The sequence below is a fragment of the Vreelandella sp. V005 genome (genome assembly GCF_052645115.1).
This window is the reverse complement of the sequence record NZ_JBQXYA010000006.1, coordinates 195,530-218,764: the sequence shown is the minus strand read 5'-3', so window position 1 is coordinate 218,764 and position 23,235 is coordinate 195,530. Positions and strand designations below refer to the sequence as shown.

The window sequence follows — 23,235 nt, the reverse complement described above, 5'->3', positions numbered from 1 at the left end:
CTCAAATGACCCGTAGTGGGAAAACTATATGCAAGGTTTAACTGGAAAAACCGTCATCGTGACCGGCGGCGGTGGCGGCATTGGCCGCGCGGTGTGTCAACGTTTTGCTCAGGAAGGCGCGCTGGTCGCTGTGCTTGACCGCGACGAGCACGCTGCCCAAACCAGCGTTGATAGCATTATTGACGCAGGCGGTAACGCCCGCGCTTACGCTGCAGATATCACCGATTACCGCGCTATCAAAGCGACCGTTGAGCGCATTGAAGCAGAGCTTGGCAGGCCCACTATTTTGATTAATAACGCGGGCTTCGACCGCTTTATGCCGTTTCTTAAAACCGACCCTGCGATGTGGGAGTCACTGATTGCCGTCAACCTGACCGGCGCGCTCAATATGCACCACATCGTACTGCCAGGAATGGTTGAGGCGGGTGGTGGCAAGGTGGTCAACATTGCTTCTGACGCAGCCCGGGTGGGCTCTTCCGGTGAAGCCGTTTATGCCGCCTGCAAGGCCGGGCTGCTCGGCTTAAGTAAAACCCTCGCCCGGGAGCTGGCCACCAAAAATATTACCGTCAACGTCGTCTGTCCTGGCCCTACCGATACCGCCCTTCTAAAAGGCGTGGCCGATACCTCCCGCGACCCAGAGAAGTTATTGGAAGCCTTCCGCAACGCCGTGCCTATGCGCCGTATTGGCCAACCGGAAGATTACCCCGGAATTATCGTCATGCTCGCGAGCGATGAAGCCAATTTTATTACCGGGCAGGTGATTAGCGTCTCCGGCGGGCTGACCATGGCGGGTTAACACCCAGCCACTTACAACGACAAGGAGCTGCATCATGAGCCATACCACTCACTACGAAGACATCTTGTATGAGGTAAACGACGGCGTCGCGACGATCACTATTAACCGACCCGAGCGCTATAACGCCTTCCGCGGGCAAACCTGTATGGAGCTGCTGGATGCCTTCAACCGTGCTGGCTGGGATAAATCGATTGGCGTCATTGTGCTCACCGGTGCGGGGGACAGGGCATTCTGTACCGGGGGCGACCAGGGTGCCCATGAAGGCCAATACGATGGCCGCGGCATCATCGGTCTACCGGTAGAGGAGCTGCAAACGCTGATCCGCCAAGTGCCTAAACCGGTCATTGCGCGCGTGAATGGGTTCGCCATTGGCGGCGGGCATGTTTTACACGTGGTGTGTGATCTTAGCATTGCGTCAGAAACAGCCATTTTCGGCCAGGTGGGCCCAAAAGTGGGCTCGGTTGACCCTGGCTTTGGCACCGCTTATCTCGCCCGCGTGATTGGCGAAAAACGAGCCCGTGAAATCTGGTACCTGTGCCGAAAATATACCGCTCAGCAAGCGCTGGATTGGGGGCTGCTCAATGCAGTGGTGCCGCCTGAACAGCTCGACGAGGAGGTGCGTAAATGGTGCGACGAAATTCTTGAAAAAAGCCCCACGGCTCTCTCCATCGCCAAGCGCTCGTTCAATGCAGACAGCGAAAATATCGCCGGTATTGGAGCGCTTGGTATGCAGGCCCTCAGCCTCTACTACGCCACCAAGGAGTCGCAGGAAGGCGTTGCCGCGTTTAAAGAGAAGCGTAAGCCCGAATTTCGTAAATATTATTAGCTATCGAACATCCGTTATAAACGTTGCTCCCCGGTACAAAGGGCAGTCTTAAGAGAGCGAGTGAAGCGTCATGAATTTTGCATTTACCGAACAGCAAGAAGCCATTCGCGCCACCATCGCGCGGTTTGCCAGCGAGCGATTGGCGCCTCGCTACCGCCAGCGTGAGCAGGCGGCATGCATTGAGCGCGAAATCGTCGCCGAGTTAGGCCAGATGGGCTGCCTGGGCGGTGAGCTACCCGAAGCGTTGGGAGGCAGCGGGCTGGACTGCGTTACCACTGGGGTGATTGTAGAAGAGATCGCCAAGGGCGACTTTAACGTCGGCTACTTGCCCCTGCTCGCCTCTCTTAATGGTCAAATTATCGCCCATCACGCCCGGCCTGAATTGGCCCAAGAGTGGTTATCCGGCATGACGGCTGGCCGTAAGATCTGCTGTATTGCGCTTACCGAGCCCCACGGCGGCTCAGATGCGGCCAACCTTAAGCTCAAAGCAACCCGTGACGGCGATAGCTTTCTGTTAAAAGGCGAAAAAACCTCTATTTCCATGGCCGATCAGGCGGATGTCGCGGTGGTCTTTGCGCGTACCGGCACACAAGAGCAGCGCGCCAGCGGCATCAGCGCCTTTTTAGTGCCCATGGAGAGTCCGGGTATTTCGACCAGTCGCTTTGAGGATTCAGGCCAACGAGCCATTGGCCGCGGCTCTATTTTCTTCGACAATGTGCGCGTGCCTGCCGACCACATGCTAGGCATCGAAGGGCAGGGCTTTAAGCAGGTGATGCAGGGGTTTGACTATAGCCGTGCGCTGATTGGTTTACAGTGTTTGGCCGTTGCTCAGCAGTCGTTGGATGAAACCTGGCAGTGGCTCACCCAGCGTGAAGCCTTTGGCCAGCCGTTAGCCGCCTTCCAGGGCTTGACCCATCCACTGGCGGAATACCAGACCTACGTACAAGCAGCGCGATTGCAGTGTTATTACGCGCTGTGGCTAAAAGACAACCAGCGCCCGCATACCGCTGAAGCCGCCATGAATAAGTGGTGGGGGCCGAAGCTAGCCTTTGATGTGATCAAACAGTGCATGCTGGCCCATGGGCATACGGGCTGGGGGGAAGATTTGCCGTTTTCCCAGCGCATGCGCGATGTACTCGGGCTGCAGATTGGTGATGGCACGGCTCAGATTATGAAAAATATTATTGCGCGTCAGTCGGTCTCTGCGTGAACGCTGGCTTTTTGCTTGTCTCACCTGATCGCCTGGGCGCTGATTCTATCGACCCAGTCAAGGATATGCCGATGGCGAGTGAAGACGACAAAAGCGTGGCCAACCGACTATTTTTTCGCCTTTTTCAGGTTAGCAATATTCTGCAAAAGCAGACGATAAGTGAAGTAGGCCTGACGACTGTGCAGTGGGCAGTATTGGGGGCGCTTTCACGCCAAGGCTTTGAAGAGGGGATTTCGTTTAATGCGCTTACCGAGTATTTGGTGGTTAGCCGTCAAAGCCTGGACGGCGTGCTTAAGCGTTTGGAGCGCGATGCCCATGTCGAACGTATCCCTCATCCCGATGACAAGCGCGCGCGGATTATTTTACTGACCCGCCAAGGTCGCGCCTTTTGGGAGAGTTTACAGCCCCGTATTCATGAGTTTTACCGCGATGGGCTGGGCAGCTTCTCTTTCGATGAAACCGTCAGCCTGCTGCACTACCTCAATAAGCTTCAGCACGATTTAGAACATACCGCGCCAAGCGCCAAGGAGGAAACGACCGAAACACGTTAACCAACCTAACTAGCGGCGCTGTTGCAGTGCACCCAGCGTTACTACCCATACCGATAACAACAATCTGCCTCGTCTTGCGCGGGGTTGGGGGTTCTATGTCTGCTCTAAATAAACAACCATTAGTCATGGCGTTAGGCATCGCGCTTGCCAGTGCGTTCAGCAGCGCTCAGGCAAGCATCAGCGATAATGAAATTCGCATTGGCTACTTATCCGATATGTCAGGGCCCTACCGCGACTTGGCAGGCCCAGGCGGTTTGGAAGCGCTCAATATGGCGGTCGAAGATCACGGCGGTGAGATTAACGGCGCACCAATTGTGGTCTTCAGTGGTGATGATCGAAACAGCGCTGATGTGGGAGCCAACACCGTCCGTGAATGGATCGACCAGCGTAATGTCGATATGGTCGCCGGCATGGTGGCCTCGTCGGTGACGATCGCTGCTACTCAGCTTCTGGCTGAAAACGATAAGCTTGCCATGGTGGCGGGTGCCGCAGCACTGAGTATCACCAACGAGTACTGTACCCCCAACCATGTGCAGTGGGTCTATGACACTTACGCCATGTCTAATGGTGCCGCTAAAGCGATACTCGAAGAGGGGGGTGATAGCTGGTACATGATTACCGCTGACTACGCCTTTGGTCACTCGCTGGAAAACGACGTGACCGCCGTCGTGGAAGCACATGGTGGCAAGGTACTGGGGAGCGTGCGCCATCCGCTAAATACCAGCGACTTCTCCTCCTATGTGCTGCAAGCGCAAAGCTCAGGCGCCAAGATCGTAGGGCTGGCGAATGCGGGGGCCGACACCGTTAATGCGATTAGTACAGCGGGACAATTTGGCCTGGCACAGTCCGGCCAATCGCTTGCTGGACTGATGGTGTTTTTAAACGATATTCATGCGCTGGGCTTAGAGAGCACCCAAGGCATGCAGCTAACGACCGGCTGGTACTGGGATTTGAATGCGGCTTCACGGGCCTGGGCAGAGCGTTATCAAGCACGCACCGGCCGGATGCCCACCATGGTACAGGCAGGCGTTTACTCCAGCGTTATGCACTACTTGAATGCCGTCGAAGCGAGCGGCACGGACGACTCCGCCACCGTTCGCGCCATGATGCAAGACACCCCCATTAACGACATGTTCGCCACCAACGGCTACATTCGTGATGATGGGCGTATGGTGCATGATATGTACCTGGCCAAGGTAAAAGCGCCTGACGCCTCCACTAACGAGTGGGATCTTTACGAAATAGTGCGCACGATCCCGGGTGAAGAGGCCTTCCAATCGCTGGAAGATAGCCGCTGCCCCTTGGTCGCCCAATAACCTTATTCCAATACGCGCGGCATGCTAGCGGGAAAGCGCCGCGCGACTTTTTAGGGAGTGCTCGCATGCATGTAGATACCGCCATCACCAGCCGCAAATCGGTGCGCCGATTTCTCGACGCCCCCGTTGATCGCGCAACGGTGATGCACATATTGCAGATTGCGAGCCGTGCGCCCAGCGGTAGTAATATCCAGCCCTGGAGAGTCCATGTGGTGGCGGGTGCCGCCAAAGAGCAGCTGTGTCAGCGGCTGTTAGACGCCGTTGATCACGGCAAAAGCGATCCTCCAGAGTACCACTACTACCCGCAGAACTGGTTTGAACCCTACCTGGAACGCCGCCGCCGCTGTGGCTTTGGGCTCTATGCCACGCTCGGCATTGGCCGCGAAGACAGAGCCAAACGCGAGGCCCAGGCGCGGCGGAATTTTCACTTTTTCGATGCGCCCGTGGGGCTTTTCATCACCATGGATCGTCGCCTGGAAACCGGCAGTTTTATGGATTGCGGCATGTTTATCCAAAGCATCATGCTGGCCGCCCGTGGCCAAGGGCTGCATACCTGCCCCCAGGCTGCCTTTGCCTGGTACCACACGCTTATTCGCGACGCGCTTAAGCTGGATGAGGACTCGCTACTGCTGTGTGGCATAGCGCTAGGTTACGAAGACCCTCAAGCACCTGAGAACAGTTTTATAACTGAGCGTGAAAGTGTCGAGAATTTCACGATATTTCATGGCGTTTAAGCATAAAAAAGCCCGAGCAGGCGCTTGGGCAACGAAGAAATAACGAGAAGGGCTAGCACTACTCAAGCGGCTCATAGGGCAAACCCACATAGTTTTCAGCAATAGTCGTCAGCCCAGCTTTAGAGCTGGTGACGTAGTCCAACTCGGCCAACTGCATGCGGCTGTTGAAATCCTCTTCATCAGAGAAGTTGTGCAGCATGGAGGTCATCCACCAGGAGAAACGCTCCGCCTTCCAGATGCGTTTCAGGCAGGTTTGCGAATAGCGCTCGATCAAATCTGTGCGTCCCTCTTGGTAGACTTTCATCATTAATCGATAAAGCGTGTTCACATCGCTAGCCGCTAGGTTGAGCCCCTTGGCGCCAGTAGGTGGGACAATATGCGCCGCATCGCCGACGAGGAACAATCGCCCGTACTGCATGGGTTCGACCACATAGCTGCGCAGCGGTGCGATGCTCTTCTCAATCGAAGGCCCAGTCACCAGCTTTGCGGCAACGTCGTCAGGCAGGCGGCGCTTCAGCTCTTCCCAAAAACGTTCGTCAGACCAATCTTCTACCTTTTCATCCAGCGGTACTTGAAGGTAGTAACGGCTGCGGGTGGCGGAGCGCATGCTACATAGGCTGAAACCACGCTTGTGGCTTGCGTAAATCAGCTCATCAGAAACCGGCGGCGTATCCGAGAGCATGCCCAGCCAGCCAAAGGGGTAAACCTTTTCAAACTCTTTGATGCGGTCTTGAGGAATCACCTGGCGGGATACGCCATGATAGCCATCGCACCCGGCGATGTAGTCGCAGTCGAGCCTGACCGTTTCGCCGTTGTGCTCAAAGGTGAGATAGGGGCTATCACTCTCCAGGTCGAAGGGCTGCACGTTTTCTGCTTCATAAAGCGTGGTTGCACCAGCGGCTTCGCGCGCCTCCATTAGATCCCGCGTTACCTCGGTTTGGCCGTACACCATCACTTTACTGCCGCCGGTTAGCTCGTCCAGGGCGACTCGCACACGGCGGTTGTCGAAAACCAGCTCAAAGCCGTCGTGGGGTAAGCCTTCTTTATCCATGCGCTGGTCAACACCCGCCTCGCGCAGCAAGTCCACCATGCCCTGTTCCAGCACACCGGCGCGGATACGGCTCAATACATACTCACCGCTACGCCGCTCAACAATCACGTTGTCGATGCCTTGGCGATGCAGTAGCTGGCCAAGCAGTAAGCCGGAAGGTCCTGCGCCAATAATCGCGACCTGTGTTTTCATAGAAGGTGCCTCATCATTGTCATTATCTAAAACTTATAAGTTGTATTTTTCAATGAAACACGCCGCATAATAAGGCATGATCTAGGTCAATTATTGGACATTTAGCGCTTTATTACCCCACCTTAGTCGTAAAGGAGATGCAGGAGATGGCAGCCTCATCGGCAACCTCCGTTCCAGTATTTAAACTCTATGGCGAGACCCAGCATTGGCCCACGCCCGACTTGCTCCACTGCGAATCGATTCCCGAGCGCAGCCAACTGCATAACTGGATTATCCGCCCACATCGTCACGCCGACTTGGTACATATTCTGTTTATTAGCCAAGGAAGCGTTGAGTTAGCACTAGAAGGAACGAGCCATCACTTAAAGGGTATCGTCGCCATTATTGTGCCCGCGATGGCGATTCACGGTTTCCGCTTCTCATCCGATGTACAAGGGCACATTATTACCCTGGCCAAACCGCTGGCAGACCACTTACATAGCCTCATAGGTGAGAGCAGTGCGCTTAAAAAAGCCGACTTTTATCGCCTCTCCCTTTCGAGCCAAAGGGGGGAAAACCAGCCAGCGCGCATTGCCACGCTGGTGTCGCAGATCGACCAGGAGTACCGCCAACCGGCCCCCGGCCGCGATAGGCTGCTCGAAGCTCTGATACAAGCCTTGGTAGTCGAGCTGTCGCGTCTTAGTGCCGTTGGCAATCCTGCGAAACGTTACGGCCCACGCCAAAGCGATAAAGGCCGGCAGCATATAGAGCATTATCAGGCGCTGGTCGAAGCACACTACCGTGAGCAGCCCAGTATTGAAGCGTTAGCCGAGCAGGTAGGGGTGAGTAGCGCGCACTTGAATATGCTGTGTCGCCAAATCGCCGGTCGCAGCGCCCTGCAATTGCTGCATGAGCGCCTACAGCTAGAAGCCAAGCGCCAGCTCACCTATACCAATATGACCATTGGCCAAGTCTCTGACAGCTTAGGCTTCTCTGAACCCGCCTACTTCACGCGCTTTTTTAAGCGCAATACAGCGCTTTCGCCGCGTGAATTTCGGCTGCGTCAAACGGCGGTTAACGAGATCGCTAAATAGGATAATGCCTTGGCCCTAGCTGCATCGTCATCCAGCGCAGCTCGGTGAACTCTTCGATGCCTGCTTTACCGCCAAAGCGCCCGTAGCCGCTGGATTTCACACCACCAAACGGCATTTGTGGCTCATCGTGTACCGTGGGGGCGTTGATATGGCAAATACCCGTTTTTAAGCGGCCTGCCACTTTCATGGCGCGTGCGCTATCGCGGCTGAACACCGCCGATGAGAGTCCGTACTCGCTATCGTTAGCGATGCGCACTGCCTCTTCTTCACCGTTAACGCGGATCACCGCCACGATCGGGCCAAACGATTCTTCGCTATAGAGCCGCATAGCACTGGTCACATCATCGATGATCGTGGCCTGCATGACCACGCCCTCGGCTTTGCCACCCGCGACTAAGCGCGCGCCTTGAGCCACGGCGTCATCAATTAAGCTATTTAGCTTTTCACCTGACTGCGCATTGATTAACGTGCCGAGCGTGTTGCTTTCATCACGCGGGTCCCCTGCTTTTAGCGCCTGAGCCCTTGCGGAAAATTTCTCTACAAAAGCATCCGCCACGTAGTTATCGACAATCACTCGCTCCGTAGACATGCAGATCTGGCCTTGATTAAAGAACGCGCCAAAAATCGCTGCGTCCACGGCCGCGTCTATGTCTGCATCATCCAATACCAAAAACGGCGCCTTGCCACCTAGTTCAAGCAGCACAGGCTTTAAATGTTTAGCCGCTTGCTCGGCAATGATTTTGCCTACACCGGTGGAGCCAGTGAAATTGACCCGCCGTACGGCTGGGTGGGCAATCAGCGCGCTCACTACATCAGCGGCGTTATCCGGTGCATTAGTAATCACATTGACGATACCGTCGCCAAACCCCGCTTCCTGCAATACTTCACCAATCAAATGATGCGTCGCCGGGCACTGCTCTGAAGCTTTCAAAATAACGCTATTGCCGCAGGCCAAAGGTGTGGCGATGGCCCGCGTACCCAGAATGATCGGTGCATTCCAGGGCGCGATACCCACCACGACACCACAGGGTGCACGCACCCCCATCGCCATACTGTCAGGTACGTTCGAGGGAATGATATCGCCTTGGATTTGCGTCGTTAACGCCGCCGCCTCACGCAATACATCGGCCGCCACTTTGACGTTAAAACCTGCCCAGCCTAGCGTGGCACCGGTCTCTTCCACCATTCGATCGATGAAATCCCCCTGACGTGCTTCCATTAGTTCAGCCGCCTTGAGCAGTTTGGCGCGCCGCTCCCCTGGGCCCGTTTTCGAACATGCTTCAAATGCTCGGCCTGCGGCGTCCGCTGCCGTGTTCGCATCACCGACACTTGCCGCCGCAGCGGTGGTGACCGCCTCACCGCTTAAAGGATTCGCACGGGTAAAGGTGGCGGTTTGCTCGGCAGCGGTTGATTGGCCCGCCGACAATAGCTGAGTATTGAACATGGCATTAACTCCTTGTAATAAAACAGCTTACAGCAGAAACATAGTGCTCAAAATAGGAAAAGCGATGAGCAGTGCAAGGCGTAGTAAGTCAGAGACAACAAACGGCGCGACCCCTTTAAAAATCTCACCTAACCCCACATGTGGTGCCATCGCTTTAATCACAAACACATTCATCCCCACCGGCGGGGTCATGAGTCCCAGCTCAACGGTCAGTACGGTCAAAATACCGAACCATACCGGGTCGATACCCATCGCCTGAATAATCGGATAAACCACCGGCACGGTGATTACCAGCATCGCGATGGAGTCCATAAACATGCCCAACACAAAGTAGAGCGCCAGGATGCACAGCACGACAACGAGTGGCGTGAGATCCATGCCGTAGAGCACATCGGTAATGGAGAACGAGATGCGCGAGACGGAGATGAAGTAACCCAGCGTCTCAGCCCCCACCAGCATAAAGAACACCACGGCAGAGAGCGCCAGAGTCTCTTGGACGCTGGCCCAAAGCTGCGCACCGCGCATACCTTTTACCAGGGCGTAAAGCAGCGTGGCGAACGCACCTACACTAGCGCCTTCCGTCGGTGTAAAGGCACCAAAATAGATGCCTAAAATCATCACCAGGAAAACGCCAAAGAACGGCACTAAGCCGGTCAGCGAGAGCAGCTTCTCTTTCCAAGCCGTAGGCTCACCGGCCACCGCAAGTGAGGGGCGCAGCCACATCACCACGGTAATGGTCAGGGAATACATCAGCAGCCCCAGTAGGCCGGGGATCAAGCCCGCCATGAACATATCGCCCACGGACTGTTCAGTAAGAATGGCGTAGATAAGTAGCGCAATACTGGGCGGAATCATAATGCCCAGCGTGCCGCCTGCAGCAAGCGCCCCAGTGGCCAAGCCACGGTTATAGCCATAGCGCTCCATCTCCGGCAGCGCTACTCGGGTCATGGTACTGGCTGTCGCCAATGAGGAACCGGAAATCGCCGAGAAGATACCGCAAGAGCCCACCGCCGCAATCGCCAAGCCGCCCTTCCAGCCACCACAAATGACCCGCGTTGAATCAAACAGCTTACCAGCCATACCCGAATGGGCCGCCAGCACGCCCATTAAGATAAACATGGGTACGGCGCTAAAGCTGTAGTTCGAGAGCACTTCTACCGGCACCGTTTTTAACTGTGCAACGGCCGCGTCCCAACTAATGATTTGCGCAAACCCCACCACGCCCACGATCAGCATCGTGAGAGCAACCGGCACACGCAGAATCATCAATACCAATAAAAGCCCTAGCCCAATGGCGCCAATCGCTTCACTCCCCATGAGGCGCCTCCTCACCTGTGGCATAAATCATGCCCAGTAACGAATGAATAAAACTTCGTAATCCCAGCAGTAAGCTGAGCACCGCCGCCAATTGGAAAATCGGGCCCATGGGTAAGCGAAGGTCTTGTGTGATTTCTCCGTACTGCGTGGCAGCAGCAGCAGAATCCAGTAACCCCACAAACAGGATCAGCCCCAGCGCCGTAAAGCCCAGCAAAAATAGACCTTGGATACGATTTTTTATCGCCTGGGGTAGACGGTGCGAGAAAGCTTCCACCACCACTTGGCTTTTCTCGACATTCGCGGCCATCGCCGCCAATAACGCGAACAGCATCAAATAGCTAACCAACTCAACGCTGCCGGAAACACGCAACGCAATGGCGCCTTCCGTTAGTCGGGAAAGATAGCGAGTACTGACATCGGCAATGGTCACCGCCAATAGCCCGATCAGTGCGACACCCGCCACCAAGCGGCAAACAAGGGCCAGCCAATGGCTGGCCCGATAGAGGAGTTGTTGAAAAGAGAGAGTAGAGTGCATGAAAACTTACCCCTCTTGGGTACCACAAGACTCGCTAGCGGCCAGTGCAGCCTCATACACCTCACGAGCTTGGCTCAAACCACGCTCTTCCAACTGCGTTAGGTAGTTTTCGATACCGGTTTCGAGCGGCTCTTGCCAATCAGGGTGCTGAAGCGGGTTTTCAATTTCACGGATGGTGTGGCCCGCATCAACCGCTTCTTGCTTACCTTCCACATCCAGGCGATCAAACACTGCACCGGCGTTTTCAGCCCATTTCATGCCTGAGTTACTATCAATGACCGCTTGCTGCTCCGGGGTCAGGCCGTCGTAGGCACGCTGGTTCATGGTGGCAACAAAGATCAGCGTATAGAACGGCACTTCGGTGTGATAATTGACTAGCTCATTAACGCGGAAACCTTTCAGCCCCTCCCAAGGAAAGCTCAAGCCCTCGATCACGCCCCGCTGCATGGAGGTGTAAATGTCTGGCGCTGGCATACCCACCGGGCTTGCACCCATATTTTCCAGCATCTCACCCGCCACGGCAGTGGGGCGGCGAATGCGCAGGCCTTCCAGGTCGGCAGGGGTTTGCACATCGGTGTCGATGGTGTGGATACCACCGGGGCCGGTGGTAAACATAAACAGCGGGCGGGTATCTTCGTATTCGCTATCCAAATGGCCGTCATCATAGAGCGTTTGCAGCACACACGCCCCTTGCGTTGCCGTTGAGGCTACACCGGGCAATTCGACAATTTGCGACAGCGGGAAACGACCAGCCGTGTAACCCTGTGCCGTGGCACCAATATCGGCGATGCCGTTGGCAGCGGCTTCATAAATGGAATCCGGTTTGGCTAAGGTACCGGCGGGGAACATTTGAATGGTTAGATCGCCATTGGACTCTTCTTCAATGGTATCGGCCCACGCTTGCAACACATCTTGGTTAACGCCTGAAGGGCCAGGCCAAAAGTGCGCCATACGCAGCGTAGTTTCTGCCTGGGCCGAGCTAACAGCAAGGCCAGCAATCGCTGCCGCCAACACACAACGGGATAGGGACATTTTCATTGGAGCCTCCAGGACTTTTTGGATTATTGTAAGTTCGTATAGCGAATAGTAGTTCGCTTTAAGTATTCACATTAATTCACTATGAGGCGTAGGGCTAATCGACATTCGTCTATGTTCAGGCTATGTCATCCGGCCTTTTCAGCTTTCTGCCTCGAATCACCAGTGTTGCTGCTTTTACGCCGACTCCAAAAGGTACAATGACAGGTAAAAGTTGGATTTTTACAAGATCAATGCCCGACCAAGGTCGAACCCAAACAAAAAAAGCGCTGCTTACGGATAAGCAACGCTTTTTGGTTTTTATTCACAAACTTGCAGACTACGGGACTAGAAATCGAAAAACACCGTCTCGCCTTCTCCTTGCAGGCGAATATCCAAACGATAACGCACCTTACCATCCACCTCTTCCCGCTTGGCGATTAAGGTTTGGCGACGCGCCGGCGACTCGATGCGCGATAGCACCGGGCACTGAGCGTTCGCTTCCGCTTCGTCGTCAAAATAGAGCCGCGTTTGCAGGTGGATATTCACCCCGCGAGCAAACAGCGTCAGGTTGATATGCGGGGCCATTGGTTGGCCACTGGGATGTTTCACCGCGCCGGGCTTGATGGTGGTTAACGACCACTCGCTACCGTGATCGAACGTCGTCGCGGTACGCCCGAAACTATTGAACGGCTTGCTGAGGTCGTAATCTGCCTGGTAGTCACCGTTAGCATCGGCCTGCCATGCTTCTAGAAAGGCATCGCGCACCAAGTCGCCGTTGCCGTCGATGACAATACCAACCACTTCGATGTGCTCGCCCTCGGCCTCGGGCTTGGCCATCTCGCTCCAGATCTCTTCATCCCGTACGGGGTTGCCCGCCGCAGCGAGAGCAAGACCAATGTGCACGTAGGGGCCAGCGGTTTGCGAGGCGGTTTCACGCAGCATCAGTTCGCTTGTCGGCTGGCTGTTGGGCTGAATAGAAGGCTGTTTCATGATGTCTCCTCGCCCTTATTGGTTTTCAAAGTAGGTTTGCAGCTCGCCGCGTACCACGATATCAAAACGATAGGCCAAGCAGTCCATCGGCTTGCTATTGGCCATGTCCAACCGGCCGATCATGGTTTCAACAGCCTCAGGGTCTTTCAGCGTATGCACGATCGGACATAGCGGAATCAGTGGGTCACCTTCAAAGTACATTTGGGTGATTAACCGGGAGGAGATAGAGGGCCCGGTCACTGAAACGTGGATATGCGCAGGCCGCCAGCTGTTCATGTCATTCGGCCATGGGTAAGGACCGGGCTTAATGGTGCGGAAACGATAAACACCTTGCTCATCTGTCAGGCAGCGCCCCACGCCACCGAAGTTCGGATCCAACGGCGCCAGGTATTTGTCGTTTTTGTGGCGGTAGCGCCCACCCGCATTCGCTTGCCACATCTCAACGAGGGTGTGCGGCACGGGCTTGCCGAACTGGTCGACGACTCGGCCAAACATAATGATCCGCTCGCCCTGGGGCAGCCCCTGACCTTGAGTAACTCCCTGGCTCACCTCTTGGCGGAAGTTCATTAGCAGGTCGTTGTCGTGTGGCCCCATGCGCAGGTGGCTAAAGTCCGGTCCGGTTAGTTCAGAGACGGTCGGCTGCTGCATGCTCACCAGCGCCTGCTGGGGCGAGCGCGCTACCGAGGTTTTATAGCCCGGCGCAAAGGCAGGCGGATGCCAGTTGCGATCACGGGCCACAAAGCGTTTGTTATCCTGGGTCATCACCCTTACCTCTCATCCATTATTTAGACGCGCTACTCGCCCCAGCCCAACTCTTTGGCCAGCGCAAAGGCGTGATTGGCCGCTGGAACGCCGCCGTAAATCGCCACGTGCATCAGCACTTGGCGCAGCTCGGCTTCCGTTAGGCCAATACGCTTGGCGGTTTTTAAGTGTAGCGTTAACTCTTCACGGCCAAGCGCGGCAAGGATGCCGGTGGTGATCATGCTGCGCTCGCGGCGCGTAAGGTCGTCGTTGCTCCACAGCTCACCCCAGGCTAAGCGGGTAATCATCTGCTGGAAGGGCGCATCCAGGCTGTTGGCGTTGGCGGTCGAGCGCGCTACATGCTCTTCTCCCAATACCTGCTTGCGGGTTTCCAGGCCAGTGGCGTACGCCACGCCGTGGTTGGCCACATCGTCCAGATCCGTTGCCAGCACCGCGAGGAGCTTTTGCGCGAACAGCGCCGGGGCTTCTACCGCAGGCACGTGGCCAATGCCGTTAAAAATCTCCAGCGGTGCACCATCGATTTCCGCTGCCAGAGCTTCCAGCGTGGCAGGCGGCGTGGCCATATCTTCACTGCCGCCAAACAGCTGTACCTTCGTTTTCTTACCTGAGAGCTTTTCAGTGAATGTATCGCGGCCAAGCATCTCACACAGCTGAGCGTAGGATTCATCATCGCCACGGCCCATTTGCACGCACCAGCCTGCTTTCAGCGCGGGGCTAGCCTCAAACGCTGCCGGGGCAAACCACCGCGGCACGATCTCTTCAGACATTGCCGCCAAGCCTTCCTGACGCACGCGGCCTGCACGGGTGTTCCAGAGATCCGGATTGCCAATCACCGCACCGGTATTGGTTAGCGTGACGGAGAGCAAGCGGTCGCTATGCGCGGCAATCAACTGCTGGCCGACGACACCGCCAATGGACGTACCGGCAAAGTGAAAGCGCTCAGCGCTCGCCAGTTCTGCCAATTCAAGAGCCTCAGCGGCCAGATCAGCGGGCGTGATCTTCTCGCCGCTAACCGCCTGGCTAGAGCCATGGCCGGGAAGATCCCAGGTCAGCACTCGATAGCGTGGCAACAGCGCGGGGATCACGTCGTCCCAAACCGCCTGGGTCATGCCCAAGGGGTGCGCCAGCACCACGAGGGGATTAGCTTTCGCACCGAGCAGCCGATAAGCCACGCTACGGTCATTGATGGTATGAAACGCCATGTCTGCCTCCGTTAAACCCGTTCGATCAGCGTGGCGATACCCTGCCCTACGCCAACGCACATGGTGCAAAGCGCGTAGCGCTTACCGCTGTTCTGCAACTCATGGGCGGCAGTCAACAATAGACGCGAACCGGACATACCCAGCGGGTGCCCCAAGGCAATCGCGCCGCCGTTCGGATTAACGCGTGGGTCATCGTCGGCCAGCCCTAAATCGCGCATACAGGCTAACGCCTGGGCGGCAAACGCTTCGTTAAACTCAAACACATCGATATCATCCATGGCGATACCAGTGCGCTTGAGTAGTTTCTGCACGGCCGGTACCGGCCCATAGCCCATGATGCGCGGCTCAACGCCAGCCGTGGCCATACCGATGATTTTCGCCATGGGCTTCAGGCCGTGCTGTTTGACGGCTGCTTCACTGGCCACCAGCATGGCGGCTGCGCCGTCGTTGACGCCGGAGGCGTTGCCTGCGGTTACACTGCCGCCCTCACGGAAAGGCGTCGGCAGGCCCGCGAGCTTCTCCAGCGTGGTTTCACGCAGGTGCTCGTCCTGGTCGAAAATCAGCGGCTCTTGCTTACGCCGAGGGATCTCGATGGCAGTAATTTCTTGGGCAAAGCGTCCGGCCTGTTGAGCGGCAGCGGCTTTCTGCTGGGAGCGCAGGGCAAAAGCATCCTGATCTTCGCGAGAGATATTGAACTGCTCGGCGACGTTTTCCGCCGTTTCCGGCATGGAATCAATGCCGTAGGCTTTCTTCATCAGCGGGTTGACCAAACGCCAGCCAATGGTGGTGTCTTCGAGTTTTTGACTGCGGGCGAAAGCGCTGTCGGCCTTGCCCATCACGTAGGGTGCGCGGGACATGGACTCCACGCCGCCTGCCAGCGCCAGCTCCATTTCGCCGGCTTTAATGGCACGAAACGCCGTGCCGACCGCGTCCATACCCGAACCACACAGGCGGTTCATGGTCGTGCCGGGTACCGAAGTAGGAATGCCTGCCAGCAGCGACGACATGCGCGCCACATTGCGGTTATCTTCACCGGCCTGGTTGGCGCAGCCCATGAAGACTTCTTCAATGGCGGCCGGATCGAGATCGGGTGCTTCTGCCAGGACGGCTTTAAAAATCGTCGCGGCAAAATCATCCGGGCGCACGCTGGCCAGGGTGCCGCCGAAGCGCCCCACGGCCGTGCGGCGGGGATGACAGAGATAGACGTCTTTCTCGCTCATAACAATCTCCTTATTCGCCAGCGTGGGCACGCTCGGTGCGCGCTTTTAATTCGCGCAGGATGATCAGCTCTTTCTCGCTGGGCTCAGGGGTGCTTTCAAGCTGTTCAGCAAAGCGAACTTCCCAGCCGGTGGCTTCAATCACATCTTCGCGACTCACGCCAGGGTGTAGCGATACCACGACCAACTCTTTAGTGTCCGAGTCGGGCTTCATCACGCACAGATCGGTAATCACGCGGGTAGGTCCTTTGCCGATATTAGGCACGTTATCGCGCCCTTTACCGTCGCGGCCAAAGCCCAAGGTAGTCACAAAGTCGACATCTTTCACGAAAGCGCGCTTTGAGTGCTTCAGGGTGATAAAGACTTCACCGGCGTTGGTGGCTATTTCCGGCGCACCACCGCCACCCGGAAGACGCACCTTGGGCGCTTTGTAATCGCCAATCAGCGTGGTGTTTAGATTAGCAAAACGGTCGATTTGCGCGGTGCCTAAAAAGCCCACATCCACCTTGCCGCCCTGCAGCCAGTAGCGGAACATCTCCGGCACCGCCACAGTGGTTAACGCGGATTCGCACAACTCACCGTCGCCGATGGAGAGCGGCAGAATGTCGGGCTTGGTTTGCAGCGTGCCGGACTCATAAATCAGCACCACATCGGGGGCATGGGTCAGACGCGCGAGATTGGCGGCTTCCGAGGGCAGCCCGATACCTACAAAACAGGTCATGCCGTTTTCCAACGCCCGTGCGGCGGTCACCGACATCATTTCAGAAGAGGTATATTCGAGACTCATTAGATATTCTCCCCTACATGATTTTGGACAGCGTTAAAGACGTTGTCGTCGAGCCACCGGGTGAAGGTGTCTCGATCTCGGGCGATGGCATCCCACTCCTTGTAGAAGAGGTTGCTGCGACCGTAATAGCCATGGGTGTACGAGGGAAGCGCGCCTTTTTCGGCCACCGCAATGGCGCTGATCGCCCAGCTGGGAATCACACAGGCATTGGGGTGGGCGTTGAGGTCATCGACGATCTCCTCCACCGTGACGATACTGTGCTTGGCCGCCAGCACCGCCTCTTTCTGTACGCCAACGATACCTTCCACCAGCACGTTCCCCTGGCGATCCGCCCGTTGGGCGTGGATGATCGAGACATCCGGACGCACCGACGGTACAGCCGCCAGGCGCTCGCCGGTAAACGGGCACTCGATGAATTTGATTTGGTCGTTGACGCTGGGTAGCTCGCTACCGATATAGCCGCGAAATACCGCCATCGGTAATCCCGCCGCGCCTGCTTCAAAGGCGCAGGCCATAGCGGCATGGCTATGCTCAAGAATCTCGATCTTGCACGGCCAGCCTTTCTCGACCGCATCACGCAGGCGGTGTAACGATCCCACACCAGGGTTACCACCCCATGAGAAGATCACCTTTTTGGCACAGCCCGCGCCAATCATCTGGTCATAGATGATATCGGGGGTCATGCGGATCAGCGTCAGGTCGCGCTTTTTCTGACGGATCACTTCATGACCCGCAGCAAACGGAATCAGGTGGGTAAAGCCTTCCATGGCCACGGTGGCGCCGTCTTGGACGTAGCGCGCTACCGCGTCATGCAAGCTCAAAAACTCGGCCATGATGGGTGCCTCTTAGCAGGTCGTTGGCGTACTTATCGATACTTGTTCGTCAATCGAACATAGATTCTCTATACGAACAAGTTACTGCCGAACGCTTTTAGGGTCAAACCCTGCCGTGCTGCTGAGCAGTGAACCTTGAATCACCTCTCGCTTAACAGGCTTTTTAAAAAATATTACTTTTCAAGTAATTAGCTTATTCTAAGCCACTTTTGGGTACGCAGAACCTGATCAATGCTGCTACCAAGGTATAAAGCGGGGTCGCAAGCCTTACGCAGTGACTCGGGGTCAATAATCCCTTTTACGTCAGGATGGGTTAAGAGCACTTCTGCATAAGCGCGCGCTTCCTGACGAGCGGTTTCTGCTGCTTCTGCGCTAACGGCCTTGGCTCTGTCCGTGCCTAGCGCAGGCGCCAGTAACCGAGCAGCGGGCTCGGCCATAATGCCGCCGCCGGTGGCTGACAAGTTTCGCTGCATATGTTCAGGGTAGACCTCGAGCCCTTCCAATAGCACCGCCACTTGTTCCAGCGCGCCTTCCACCAGTAGAACGCTTTCCATCAGTGGTGCCCACTCCGCGTGCCACTCCCCTAGCCCTCGCTCAAGAGGCTGGGCGGCAGCGTTGACCAATACGCTGGTGTGGCCATGCACTTGTCGCGCCGCACCGCGAATCAGCGCGCTTCGTACCGGATTGCGCTTATGAGGCATAGAAGAGGACTCCCCCATCCCGGGCGCCGAGGGTTCCGCTACTTCGCCGACTTCGGTTTGCGTCAATAGCGACACATCCAGCGCGATTTTTTCAGCCGCGCCCGCCACGGCATCTAACGCGGTGCCAAGAGCATGGATCGGGTAGCGGTCGGTATGCCAGGGCAGTACCGGCGCTGCCAAGCCTAACCGCTCGGCCAACGCATCCATCCATTCAAGCCCAACGTTATCCCAACCCGAGTGCACGCCCACCGCACCGCCGAACTGAACGGGGAGCTCAATGTGGCTTAACCGCCGGCGGCTCTGCTCAAGGCCGATCGCCCAGTGGGCCACCTTGACGCCAAAGGTGATCGGCAGCGCCTGCTGCATTAGCGTACGCCCGACCATGGGCGTGTCGATATGAGCATCCATCAGCGCTGTTGCCGCCGAACGGCAGCGCAGCAGTAACTCATCCAGCGCCGCCAAGCGCGGTTTAAGCAGCAGCATCAGCGCGGAGTCGACCACATCCTGGCTGGTCGCGCCCTGGTGCCAGTAGCGCTTGAGCTCATCGGCCAGCAGTCCCCGGCCCTGCTTGACGAAGGGGATGGCCGCATTACCGCCGCTGGCAATGCCTTCGGCAATATCGGCGATACTAAACGTCGCGATTTCCAATTGGTGGCGCATTTGCTGGCTAACGCCAACGGGGACAGCACCGCTGGCTTCTTGAACCTCGGCCAGCGCTAGCTCAAAGGCCAGCATGGTGTTCACCATCGCGTCTTCATCGCAAGCTGCGACCGCACGCTGACTCATAAAAGGGTGTTTTAAAAATCCAGCAGGCATGGGTGCCAAGCCTCCTATTAACGTTGCTCAAACCAGCAAAGTAACTGAAAAAGGCACGACTCAGGAAATAATTGTACGGTTGTTCGCCATTCGAACTAACGCTAACCAAGCCTTTACTTATGACTGGGATAGCGTGGCATCCGTGACCACATAACGCAGCACCATCTCAGTTACATGATCTTCTAACTTACTCTGGTTCTCGGGCGCAGCTTGCTTCCAATCGAAAATTCGCGAGAACGTGTGCTGGTTGGAGACATTGAAAAACGACAGCGCACTAATCAGCCAGTGTAACTCCCTTGGGTCTAAACCCTCACGAAAGCAGCCAGCCTCGACACCTCGCGCATACACATTGGTAAGCACATCAATCACCCCAGCATTGAGCGATTGAATCAGCGCTGACTGCGCGATAAAGCGCCCATGGTGAATATTTTCGATCATGACCAGGCGAATAAAATCGGGATTCTTGGCGTGATGACAGAAGGTAAAGCGCACTAGTCGGCTAAGTGCTTCAAGCGGGGCCAGGTGGTCAAGATCCAACTCGGCCTCTTGAAGGCGCACTTTCTGGTAAGCCGCCTCCAGGGTATGTAAATAAAGTGTCTCTTTATCACTGAAGTAGTAATAAATCATCCGCTTGGAGGCACGGGTTTTCTCGGCGATCTCATCAATCCTTGCCCCAGAGAGGCCTTTTTCTGAGAACTCACGAGTAGCCACGGCGAGAATATCGGCGCGCACGGATTCGGGATCGTTTTTGCGACGCCGCCGCGTGGCAGGAGGGCTGGCTTTAGTAGAAGTGGCTGTCATAGAGCATGCTCTTTTATTGTCGTGGTCGTCTTTTGTCTAGTATGCCATAGCTTGACTGAACGTACCATTTCGTACATTGTTGCTCGGGAAAGGGTTAAAAGGCCACGCACGCCACTGCTAGAGGTCTTTTCAACCCCCTGACAACGGCCCAATAAGAGGACAATAACAATGTCTTTACGCCCACTGTTTGCATCAAAACCTACCTCCGTAAAACGCGCCTTGACGGCGGCTATCGCTGCCGCCGCGCTAGCATCCGCCGCCACCGCTTCCGCACAAACGCTGCGCTTTGCCCATGTGGATCCAGATGACTGGACGACGTCGAAAAAAGGCGCGGCGGGCCAGGTATTCAAAAACCTTGTCGAGGCTGAAACTGACCTCACCGTGGAACTCTACCCTGCCGGCTCTCTCGGCGGCGAAACTGAGCTAATCGAAGGCGCCCAGGATGGCACGATTAGCATCGCCATGGTTTCCGGCGCCTACGCCAATTTCTGCCCAGCGGTGGCCGTGACGGATATCCCTTACACGTTCCCGTCGGCGCCAGTGGCATGGCAAGTATTGGACGGCGAATTTGGCGCCGCACTTGCGGAGCACTGCTTACAGCAAACCGGCCTGCGTACATTAGCCTACGGCGAGACTGGCTTTCGGCACTTCACCAACTCCGTGCGCCCCATCAACTCGCCCGAAGATATGGAAGGCCTGAAATTCCGCGTACAAACCATTCCGCTCTACCTGGAAATGGTCAGCGCGTTGGGTGGCGAGCCCCAGGGCATCGCTTGGGGTGAAGTACCGACAGCGCTTGCCACGGGTGTCGTTGATGGCCAAGAGAACCCTATCTCGGTGATCTACGGCAATAACTTCTACGAGTTCCAAGACTACCTCACGCTTGATCGCCACGTTTATGGCGTTGATCACATCCTGGTCAACGATGAGATATTCCAGTCTCTCTCTGAAGAAGAGCAAGCTGCTGTAAAACGTGCCGCTGTCGTTGCTGGCACCACTGGACGTGCTATCCAGCAGTTCAACTCGGCGCAGGGAATCACCAAGCTGGAAGAAGAGGGCATGGAAGTGACCCAGCCCACTGCTGAACATATGGACACTTTCCGCGAAGCGGCACAACCGCCGGTACAAGCGTACCTACGCGACGAACTTGGCGATGATGCCGAGTGGATTGACCGCCTCTCATCGGCCGTCGAAGAGGCCTCCGCGAACTTTTAATCCCACCTGTTCAAACGCTTGCGGGTGAACCATCAGTGGTTCATCCGCCAACCTGCGTGCCTGACTATTGATTGAAGGTGCTCCTATGCCTGCTCTTCTCACCCGGCTACATCGTGGTCTGATCCTGTTCAATGGCAGCTTGGCAGGGCTTGCCATGATGCTGATATTTTTGCTGGTCGCGGGCAATGCCTTTGCCCGCTACACCTATGGCGGTTCCATTAGCTGGGGAGAAGACACCGCCATCTACCTGATGATTTACGGCCTGATGTTCGGTATGTCCTGGGCATATCTACAAGACAAGCACATCGGTTTTGACCTTATTCGACGCTTGCTGCCGCCGCGCTGGGTGCGCTGGCAAGCCGTGCTCGTCGATCTGGTCGTCTTCGTAGTGGGGATTGGTTTGATGGTGTCGGCGGTTGAGTTTATCGCCGCACGTGGCGGGCGCACCTCGTCCAGTACTGGGATGCCGATGTGGCTGTTTCAGGCTTCTATGTTGATGGGCGGCGGCTTGCTCAGTCTCTCTGCCCTGGTGATGGGCGCGCTGCGTTGGAACGAGCAGCTTGGTGAGGAGGCTTCGCCATGATTTTCATACTGCTTTTAGCGCTCGTATTACTCGGGGTGCCGTTTGCCTTTGCCATCCTCGGTTCGCTGACGGTGCTCATGAGCACCGGCGATTTGCCCTACCACATTCGCATTGTGTCGCAGCAGTTTTTCGGCGGTATGGAGTCTTTCCCGCTGTTGGCGATTCCGCTGTTTATTCTGGCTGGCGAGCTGATGAACGAAGCGGGCATCACTCACCGTATTATTAATCTGGCCAGCGCCATTGTCGGCCGTCTTAAAGCTGGCTTGGCACACGTTAATATCTGGGCGTCGGTCATTTTTGCCGGGCTTTCAGGATCGGCGATAGCGGATACCTCGGCGCTAGGGCGGGTATTTATCCCCGCTATGGAAAAAGAGGGTTATCCGCGTGATTTTGCCGCTGCGCTGACGGCTGCATCCTCGGTAATTGGGCCCATTATTCCCCCCAGCATTCCAGTGATTATCTATGCGCTCACGGTGTCTGGCGTGTCGGTACCCGGGCTCTTTTTGGCCGGTATTGTGCCGGGTTTTCTGCTGGCGCTAGGGCTTTCGATTTACGTCTACTTTTTTGCTGGCGACATGGTCACCTCAAAGACCAAGCAGCAGTCACGGCGCCACGCGCTTCTGCACGGCTTACTACCCGCACTGATGCCCGTTTTTGTCGTTGGGGCGATTCTCGCCGGTATTGTGACACCCACCGAGGCGGCGGCCTTTGCCGTGGTCTATGCGTTAATTTTGGGCGTCGTGCTCTACCGCAACATCAAGCTGGTCAACCTGCCGGGTATCTTCGCTCGTGCCATGCGCGATAGTGCGGTGATCATGGTCATCATGGGGGCGGTTGCCGCCGCCAACTGGGTGCTAACGTTCGAACGTGTGCCCAACATGCTGACTGACTGGGCGCTGATGAGTATCGATACCCAGTGGACCTTCCTGATTGCCGTCATTCTTCTATTACTGGTGGTAGGGCTGTTTTTGGAAGGCATCGCGGCCATTTTGGTACTCGTGCCCATTCTTCACCCCATTGCCATGGCGCTAGGTATCGACCCCCTGCACTTCGGCATCGTAGTGATTTTCAACCTGATGATGGGGCTGATCACGCCACCCATGGGGCTCTGTCTATTTGTTGCAGAGTCTGTCTCCGGGGTGGGGATGGGGCCGATTATTCGCCGCATTCTACCCATGCTGGGCGTGCAGTTTTTGATCTTGCTGCTGATTACCTTTGTGCCTGAGCTGGTCACCTTCCTGCCACGCTTGGCGGGCTACTGATTCA

General features: G+C 56.3%; 23 protein-coding genes. 10 read left to right on the top strand and 13 right to left on the bottom strand.

Features of this window, described 5'->3' with window-relative positions; translation table 11 throughout:
- Window positions 1-28: 28 nt before the first annotated feature.
- From ACUN8H_RS14670 to ACUN8H_RS14645, 6 genes are all read left to right on the top strand, one after another.
- Window positions 29-796: an SDR family NAD(P)-dependent oxidoreductase gene (locus ACUN8H_RS14670; RefSeq protein ID WP_445532808.1), complete on the top strand. Its 768-nt coding sequence runs from the start codon at window positions 29-31 to the stop codon at window positions 794-796.
- Window positions 797-830: 34 nt separating this feature from the next.
- Window positions 831-1,622 (top strand): enoyl-CoA hydratase-related protein, encoded by a 792-nt coding sequence (locus tag ACUN8H_RS14665; RefSeq protein WP_445532807.1) that lies wholly within the window; start codon window positions 831-833, stop codon window positions 1,620-1,622.
- A gap of 70 nt (window positions 1,623-1,692) precedes the next feature.
- Entirely contained in the window at window positions 1,693-2,832 is a 1,140-nt protein-coding gene (gene aliB, locus ACUN8H_RS14660) for a cyclohexanecarboxyl-CoA dehydrogenase (RefSeq protein WP_445532806.1), read from the top strand.
- A 71-nt stretch (window positions 2,833-2,903) separates the two neighbouring features.
- Window positions 2,904-3,383: a MarR family winged helix-turn-helix transcriptional regulator gene (locus ACUN8H_RS14655; RefSeq protein ID WP_113270261.1), complete on the top strand. Its 480-nt coding sequence runs from the start codon at window positions 2,904-2,906 to the stop codon at window positions 3,381-3,383.
- Window positions 3,384-3,478: 95 nt separating this feature from the next.
- Window positions 3,479-4,699 carry an ABC transporter substrate-binding protein gene (locus ACUN8H_RS14650; protein ID WP_445532805.1) on the top strand — a complete coding sequence of 407 codons (1,221 nt, stop codon included), beginning with the start codon at window positions 3,479-3,481 and terminating at the stop codon, window positions 4,697-4,699.
- Between the two features lie 65 nt (window positions 4,700-4,764).
- Window positions 4,765-5,433 (top strand): nitroreductase, encoded by a 669-nt coding sequence (locus ACUN8H_RS14645; protein WP_445532804.1) that lies wholly within the window; start codon window positions 4,765-4,767, stop codon window positions 5,431-5,433.
- Between the two features lie 58 nt (window positions 5,434-5,491).
- Here the strand turns inward: ACUN8H_RS14645 and pobA are convergent, their stop codons facing one another.
- Window positions 5,492-6,676, bottom strand: coding sequence for a 4-hydroxybenzoate 3-monooxygenase (pobA, locus tag ACUN8H_RS14640; protein WP_445532803.1), 1,185 nt, complete (start codon window positions 6,674-6,676; stop codon window positions 5,492-5,494).
- Between the two features lie 146 nt (window positions 6,677-6,822).
- On the opposite strand from pobA, the gene ACUN8H_RS14635 reads away from it, so the two are divergent.
- A complete protein-coding gene (locus tag ACUN8H_RS14635) occupies window positions 6,823-7,749 on the top strand; it encodes a helix-turn-helix domain-containing protein (protein WP_445532802.1) in 927 nt (308 codons plus the stop codon).
- Here ACUN8H_RS14635 and ACUN8H_RS14630 read toward each other — a convergent pair.
- From ACUN8H_RS14630 to ACUN8H_RS14575, 12 genes are all read right to left on the bottom strand, one after another.
- Window positions 7,742-9,193: an aldehyde dehydrogenase gene (locus ACUN8H_RS14630; RefSeq protein WP_445532801.1), complete on the bottom strand. Its 1,452-nt coding sequence runs from the start codon at window positions 9,191-9,193 to the stop codon at window positions 7,742-7,744. The two genes, ACUN8H_RS14635 and ACUN8H_RS14630, sit on opposite strands and share 8 nt — an antisense overlap.
- A 27-nt stretch (window positions 9,194-9,220) precedes the next feature.
- Entirely contained in the window at window positions 9,221-10,510 is a 1,290-nt protein-coding gene (locus tag ACUN8H_RS14625; protein WP_445532800.1) for a TRAP transporter large permease, read from the bottom strand.
- Window positions 10,500-11,045, bottom strand: a complete 546-nt coding sequence (locus ACUN8H_RS14620) for a TRAP transporter small permease (RefSeq protein WP_445532799.1) — start codon at window positions 11,043-11,045, stop codon at window positions 10,500-10,502. The genes ACUN8H_RS14625 and ACUN8H_RS14620 overlap by 11 nt, the downstream gene beginning before the upstream one ends.
- Before the next feature lie 6 nt (window positions 11,046-11,051).
- On the bottom strand, window positions 11,052-12,083 hold the full coding sequence (locus ACUN8H_RS14615; RefSeq protein ID WP_445532798.1) for a TRAP transporter substrate-binding protein: 1,032 nt from the start codon (window positions 12,081-12,083) through the stop codon (window positions 11,052-11,054).
- 324 nt (window positions 12,084-12,407) lie between these two features.
- Entirely contained in the window at window positions 12,408-13,052 is a 645-nt protein-coding gene (gene pcaG / locus ACUN8H_RS14610) for a protocatechuate 3,4-dioxygenase subunit alpha (protein ID WP_445532797.1), read from the bottom strand.
- A gap of 15 nt (window positions 13,053-13,067) precedes the next feature.
- Window positions 13,068-13,814, bottom strand: coding sequence for a protocatechuate 3,4-dioxygenase subunit beta (gene pcaH, locus ACUN8H_RS14605; RefSeq protein ID WP_445532796.1), 747 nt, complete (start codon window positions 13,812-13,814; stop codon window positions 13,068-13,070).
- A 32-nt stretch (window positions 13,815-13,846) separates the two neighbouring features.
- Entirely contained in the window at window positions 13,847-15,016 is a 1,170-nt protein-coding gene (locus ACUN8H_RS14600; protein WP_445532795.1) for an alpha/beta fold hydrolase, read from the bottom strand.
- Between the two features lie 11 nt (window positions 15,017-15,027).
- Entirely contained in the window at window positions 15,028-16,236 is a 1,209-nt protein-coding gene (pcaF, locus tag ACUN8H_RS14595; protein WP_445532794.1) for a 3-oxoadipyl-CoA thiolase, read from the bottom strand.
- Between the two features lie 10 nt (window positions 16,237-16,246).
- Entirely contained in the window at window positions 16,247-17,020 is a 774-nt protein-coding gene (locus ACUN8H_RS14590; protein ID WP_445532793.1) for a CoA-transferase subunit beta, read from the bottom strand.
- Window positions 17,020-17,853, bottom strand: a complete 834-nt coding sequence (locus tag ACUN8H_RS14585) for a CoA transferase subunit A (RefSeq protein WP_445532792.1) — start codon at window positions 17,851-17,853, stop codon at window positions 17,020-17,022. The genes ACUN8H_RS14590 and ACUN8H_RS14585 overlap by 1 nt, the downstream gene beginning before the upstream one ends.
- A 188-nt stretch (window positions 17,854-18,041) precedes the next feature.
- On the bottom strand, window positions 18,042-19,370 hold the full coding sequence (locus tag ACUN8H_RS14580; RefSeq protein ID WP_445532791.1) for a class-II fumarase/aspartase family protein: 1,329 nt from the start codon (window positions 19,368-19,370) through the stop codon (window positions 18,042-18,044).
- Between the two features lie 117 nt (window positions 19,371-19,487).
- Window positions 19,488-20,171, bottom strand: a complete 684-nt coding sequence (locus ACUN8H_RS14575; protein WP_445532790.1) for a TetR/AcrR family transcriptional regulator — start codon at window positions 20,169-20,171, stop codon at window positions 19,488-19,490.
- Between the two features lie 168 nt (window positions 20,172-20,339).
- Between ACUN8H_RS14575 and ACUN8H_RS14570 the strand changes: the two genes are divergently transcribed.
- From ACUN8H_RS14570 to ACUN8H_RS14560, 3 genes are all read left to right on the top strand, one after another.
- On the top strand, window positions 20,340-21,386 hold the full coding sequence (locus ACUN8H_RS14570) for a DctP family TRAP transporter solute-binding subunit (RefSeq protein WP_445532789.1): 1,047 nt from the start codon (window positions 20,340-20,342) through the stop codon (window positions 21,384-21,386).
- Window positions 21,387-21,471: 85 nt separating this feature from the next.
- Window positions 21,472-21,969 carry a TRAP transporter small permease gene (locus tag ACUN8H_RS14565; RefSeq protein ID WP_290701350.1) on the top strand — a complete coding sequence of 166 codons (498 nt, stop codon included), beginning with the start codon at window positions 21,472-21,474 and terminating at the stop codon, window positions 21,967-21,969.
- Window positions 21,966-23,231: a TRAP transporter large permease gene (locus tag ACUN8H_RS14560; RefSeq protein WP_445532788.1), complete on the top strand. Its 1,266-nt coding sequence runs from the start codon at window positions 21,966-21,968 to the stop codon at window positions 23,229-23,231. The genes ACUN8H_RS14565 and ACUN8H_RS14560 overlap by 4 nt, the downstream gene beginning before the upstream one ends.
- The last annotated feature ends 4 nt before the right edge of the window (window positions 23,232-23,235 follow it).

Coding starts and splice junctions, on each gene's coding strand:
- pcaG (WP_445532797.1), bottom strand. CDS start 13,052: ATGAAACAGCCTTCTATTCAGCCCAACAGCCAGCCGACAAGCGAACTG.
- ACUN8H_RS14600 (WP_445532795.1), bottom strand. CDS start 15,016: ATGGCGTTTCATACCATCAATGACCGTAGCGTGGCTTATCGGCTGCTC.
- pobA (WP_445532803.1), bottom strand. CDS start 6,676: ATGAAAACACAGGTCGCGATTATTGGCGCAGGACCTTCCGGCTTACTG.
- ACUN8H_RS14585 (WP_445532792.1), bottom strand. CDS start 17,853: ATGGCCGAGTTTTTGAGCTTGCATGACGCGGTAGCGCGCTACGTCCAA.
- ACUN8H_RS14670 (WP_445532808.1), top strand. CDS start 29: ATGCAAGGTTTAACTGGAAAAACCGTCATCGTGACCGGCGGCGGTGGC.
- ACUN8H_RS14560 (WP_445532788.1), top strand. CDS start 21,966: ATGATTTTCATACTGCTTTTAGCGCTCGTATTACTCGGGGTGCCGTTT.
- ACUN8H_RS14590 (WP_445532793.1), bottom strand. CDS start 17,020: ATGAGTCTCGAATATACCTCTTCTGAAATGATGTCGGTGACCGCCGCA.
- ACUN8H_RS14635 (WP_445532802.1), top strand. CDS start 6,823: ATGGCAGCCTCATCGGCAACCTCCGTTCCAGTATTTAAACTCTATGGC.
- ACUN8H_RS14620 (WP_445532799.1), bottom strand. CDS start 11,045: ATGCACTCTACTCTCTCTTTTCAACAACTCCTCTATCGGGCCAGCCAT.
- ACUN8H_RS14615 (WP_445532798.1), bottom strand. CDS start 12,083: ATGAAAATGTCCCTATCCCGTTGTGTGTTGGCGGCAGCGATTGCTGGC.
- ACUN8H_RS14665 (WP_445532807.1), top strand. CDS start 831: ATGAGCCATACCACTCACTACGAAGACATCTTGTATGAGGTAAACGAC.
- ACUN8H_RS14630 (WP_445532801.1), bottom strand. CDS start 9,193: ATGTTCAATACTCAGCTATTGTCGGCGGGCCAATCAACCGCTGCCGAG.
- pcaH (WP_445532796.1), bottom strand. CDS start 13,814: ATGACCCAGGATAACAAACGCTTTGTGGCCCGTGATCGCAACTGGCAT.
- ACUN8H_RS14575 (WP_445532790.1), bottom strand. CDS start 20,171: ATGACAGCCACTTCTACTAAAGCCAGCCCTCCTGCCACGCGGCGGCGT.
- aliB (WP_445532806.1), top strand. CDS start 1,693: ATGAATTTTGCATTTACCGAACAGCAAGAAGCCATTCGCGCCACCATC.
- ACUN8H_RS14565 (WP_290701350.1), top strand. CDS start 21,472: ATGCCTGCTCTTCTCACCCGGCTACATCGTGGTCTGATCCTGTTCAAT.
- pcaF (WP_445532794.1), bottom strand. CDS start 16,236: ATGAGCGAGAAAGACGTCTATCTCTGTCATCCCCGCCGCACGGCCGTG.
- ACUN8H_RS14625 (WP_445532800.1), bottom strand. CDS start 10,510: ATGGGGAGTGAAGCGATTGGCGCCATTGGGCTAGGGCTTTTATTGGTA.
- ACUN8H_RS14650 (WP_445532805.1), top strand. CDS start 3,479: ATGTCTGCTCTAAATAAACAACCATTAGTCATGGCGTTAGGCATCGCG.
- ACUN8H_RS14570 (WP_445532789.1), top strand. CDS start 20,340: ATGTCTTTACGCCCACTGTTTGCATCAAAACCTACCTCCGTAAAACGC.
- ACUN8H_RS14645 (WP_445532804.1), top strand. CDS start 4,765: ATGCATGTAGATACCGCCATCACCAGCCGCAAATCGGTGCGCCGATTT.
- ACUN8H_RS14655 (WP_113270261.1), top strand. CDS start 2,904: ATGGCGAGTGAAGACGACAAAAGCGTGGCCAACCGACTATTTTTTCGC.
- ACUN8H_RS14580 (WP_445532791.1), bottom strand. CDS start 19,370: ATGCCTGCTGGATTTTTAAAACACCCTTTTATGAGTCAGCGTGCGGTC.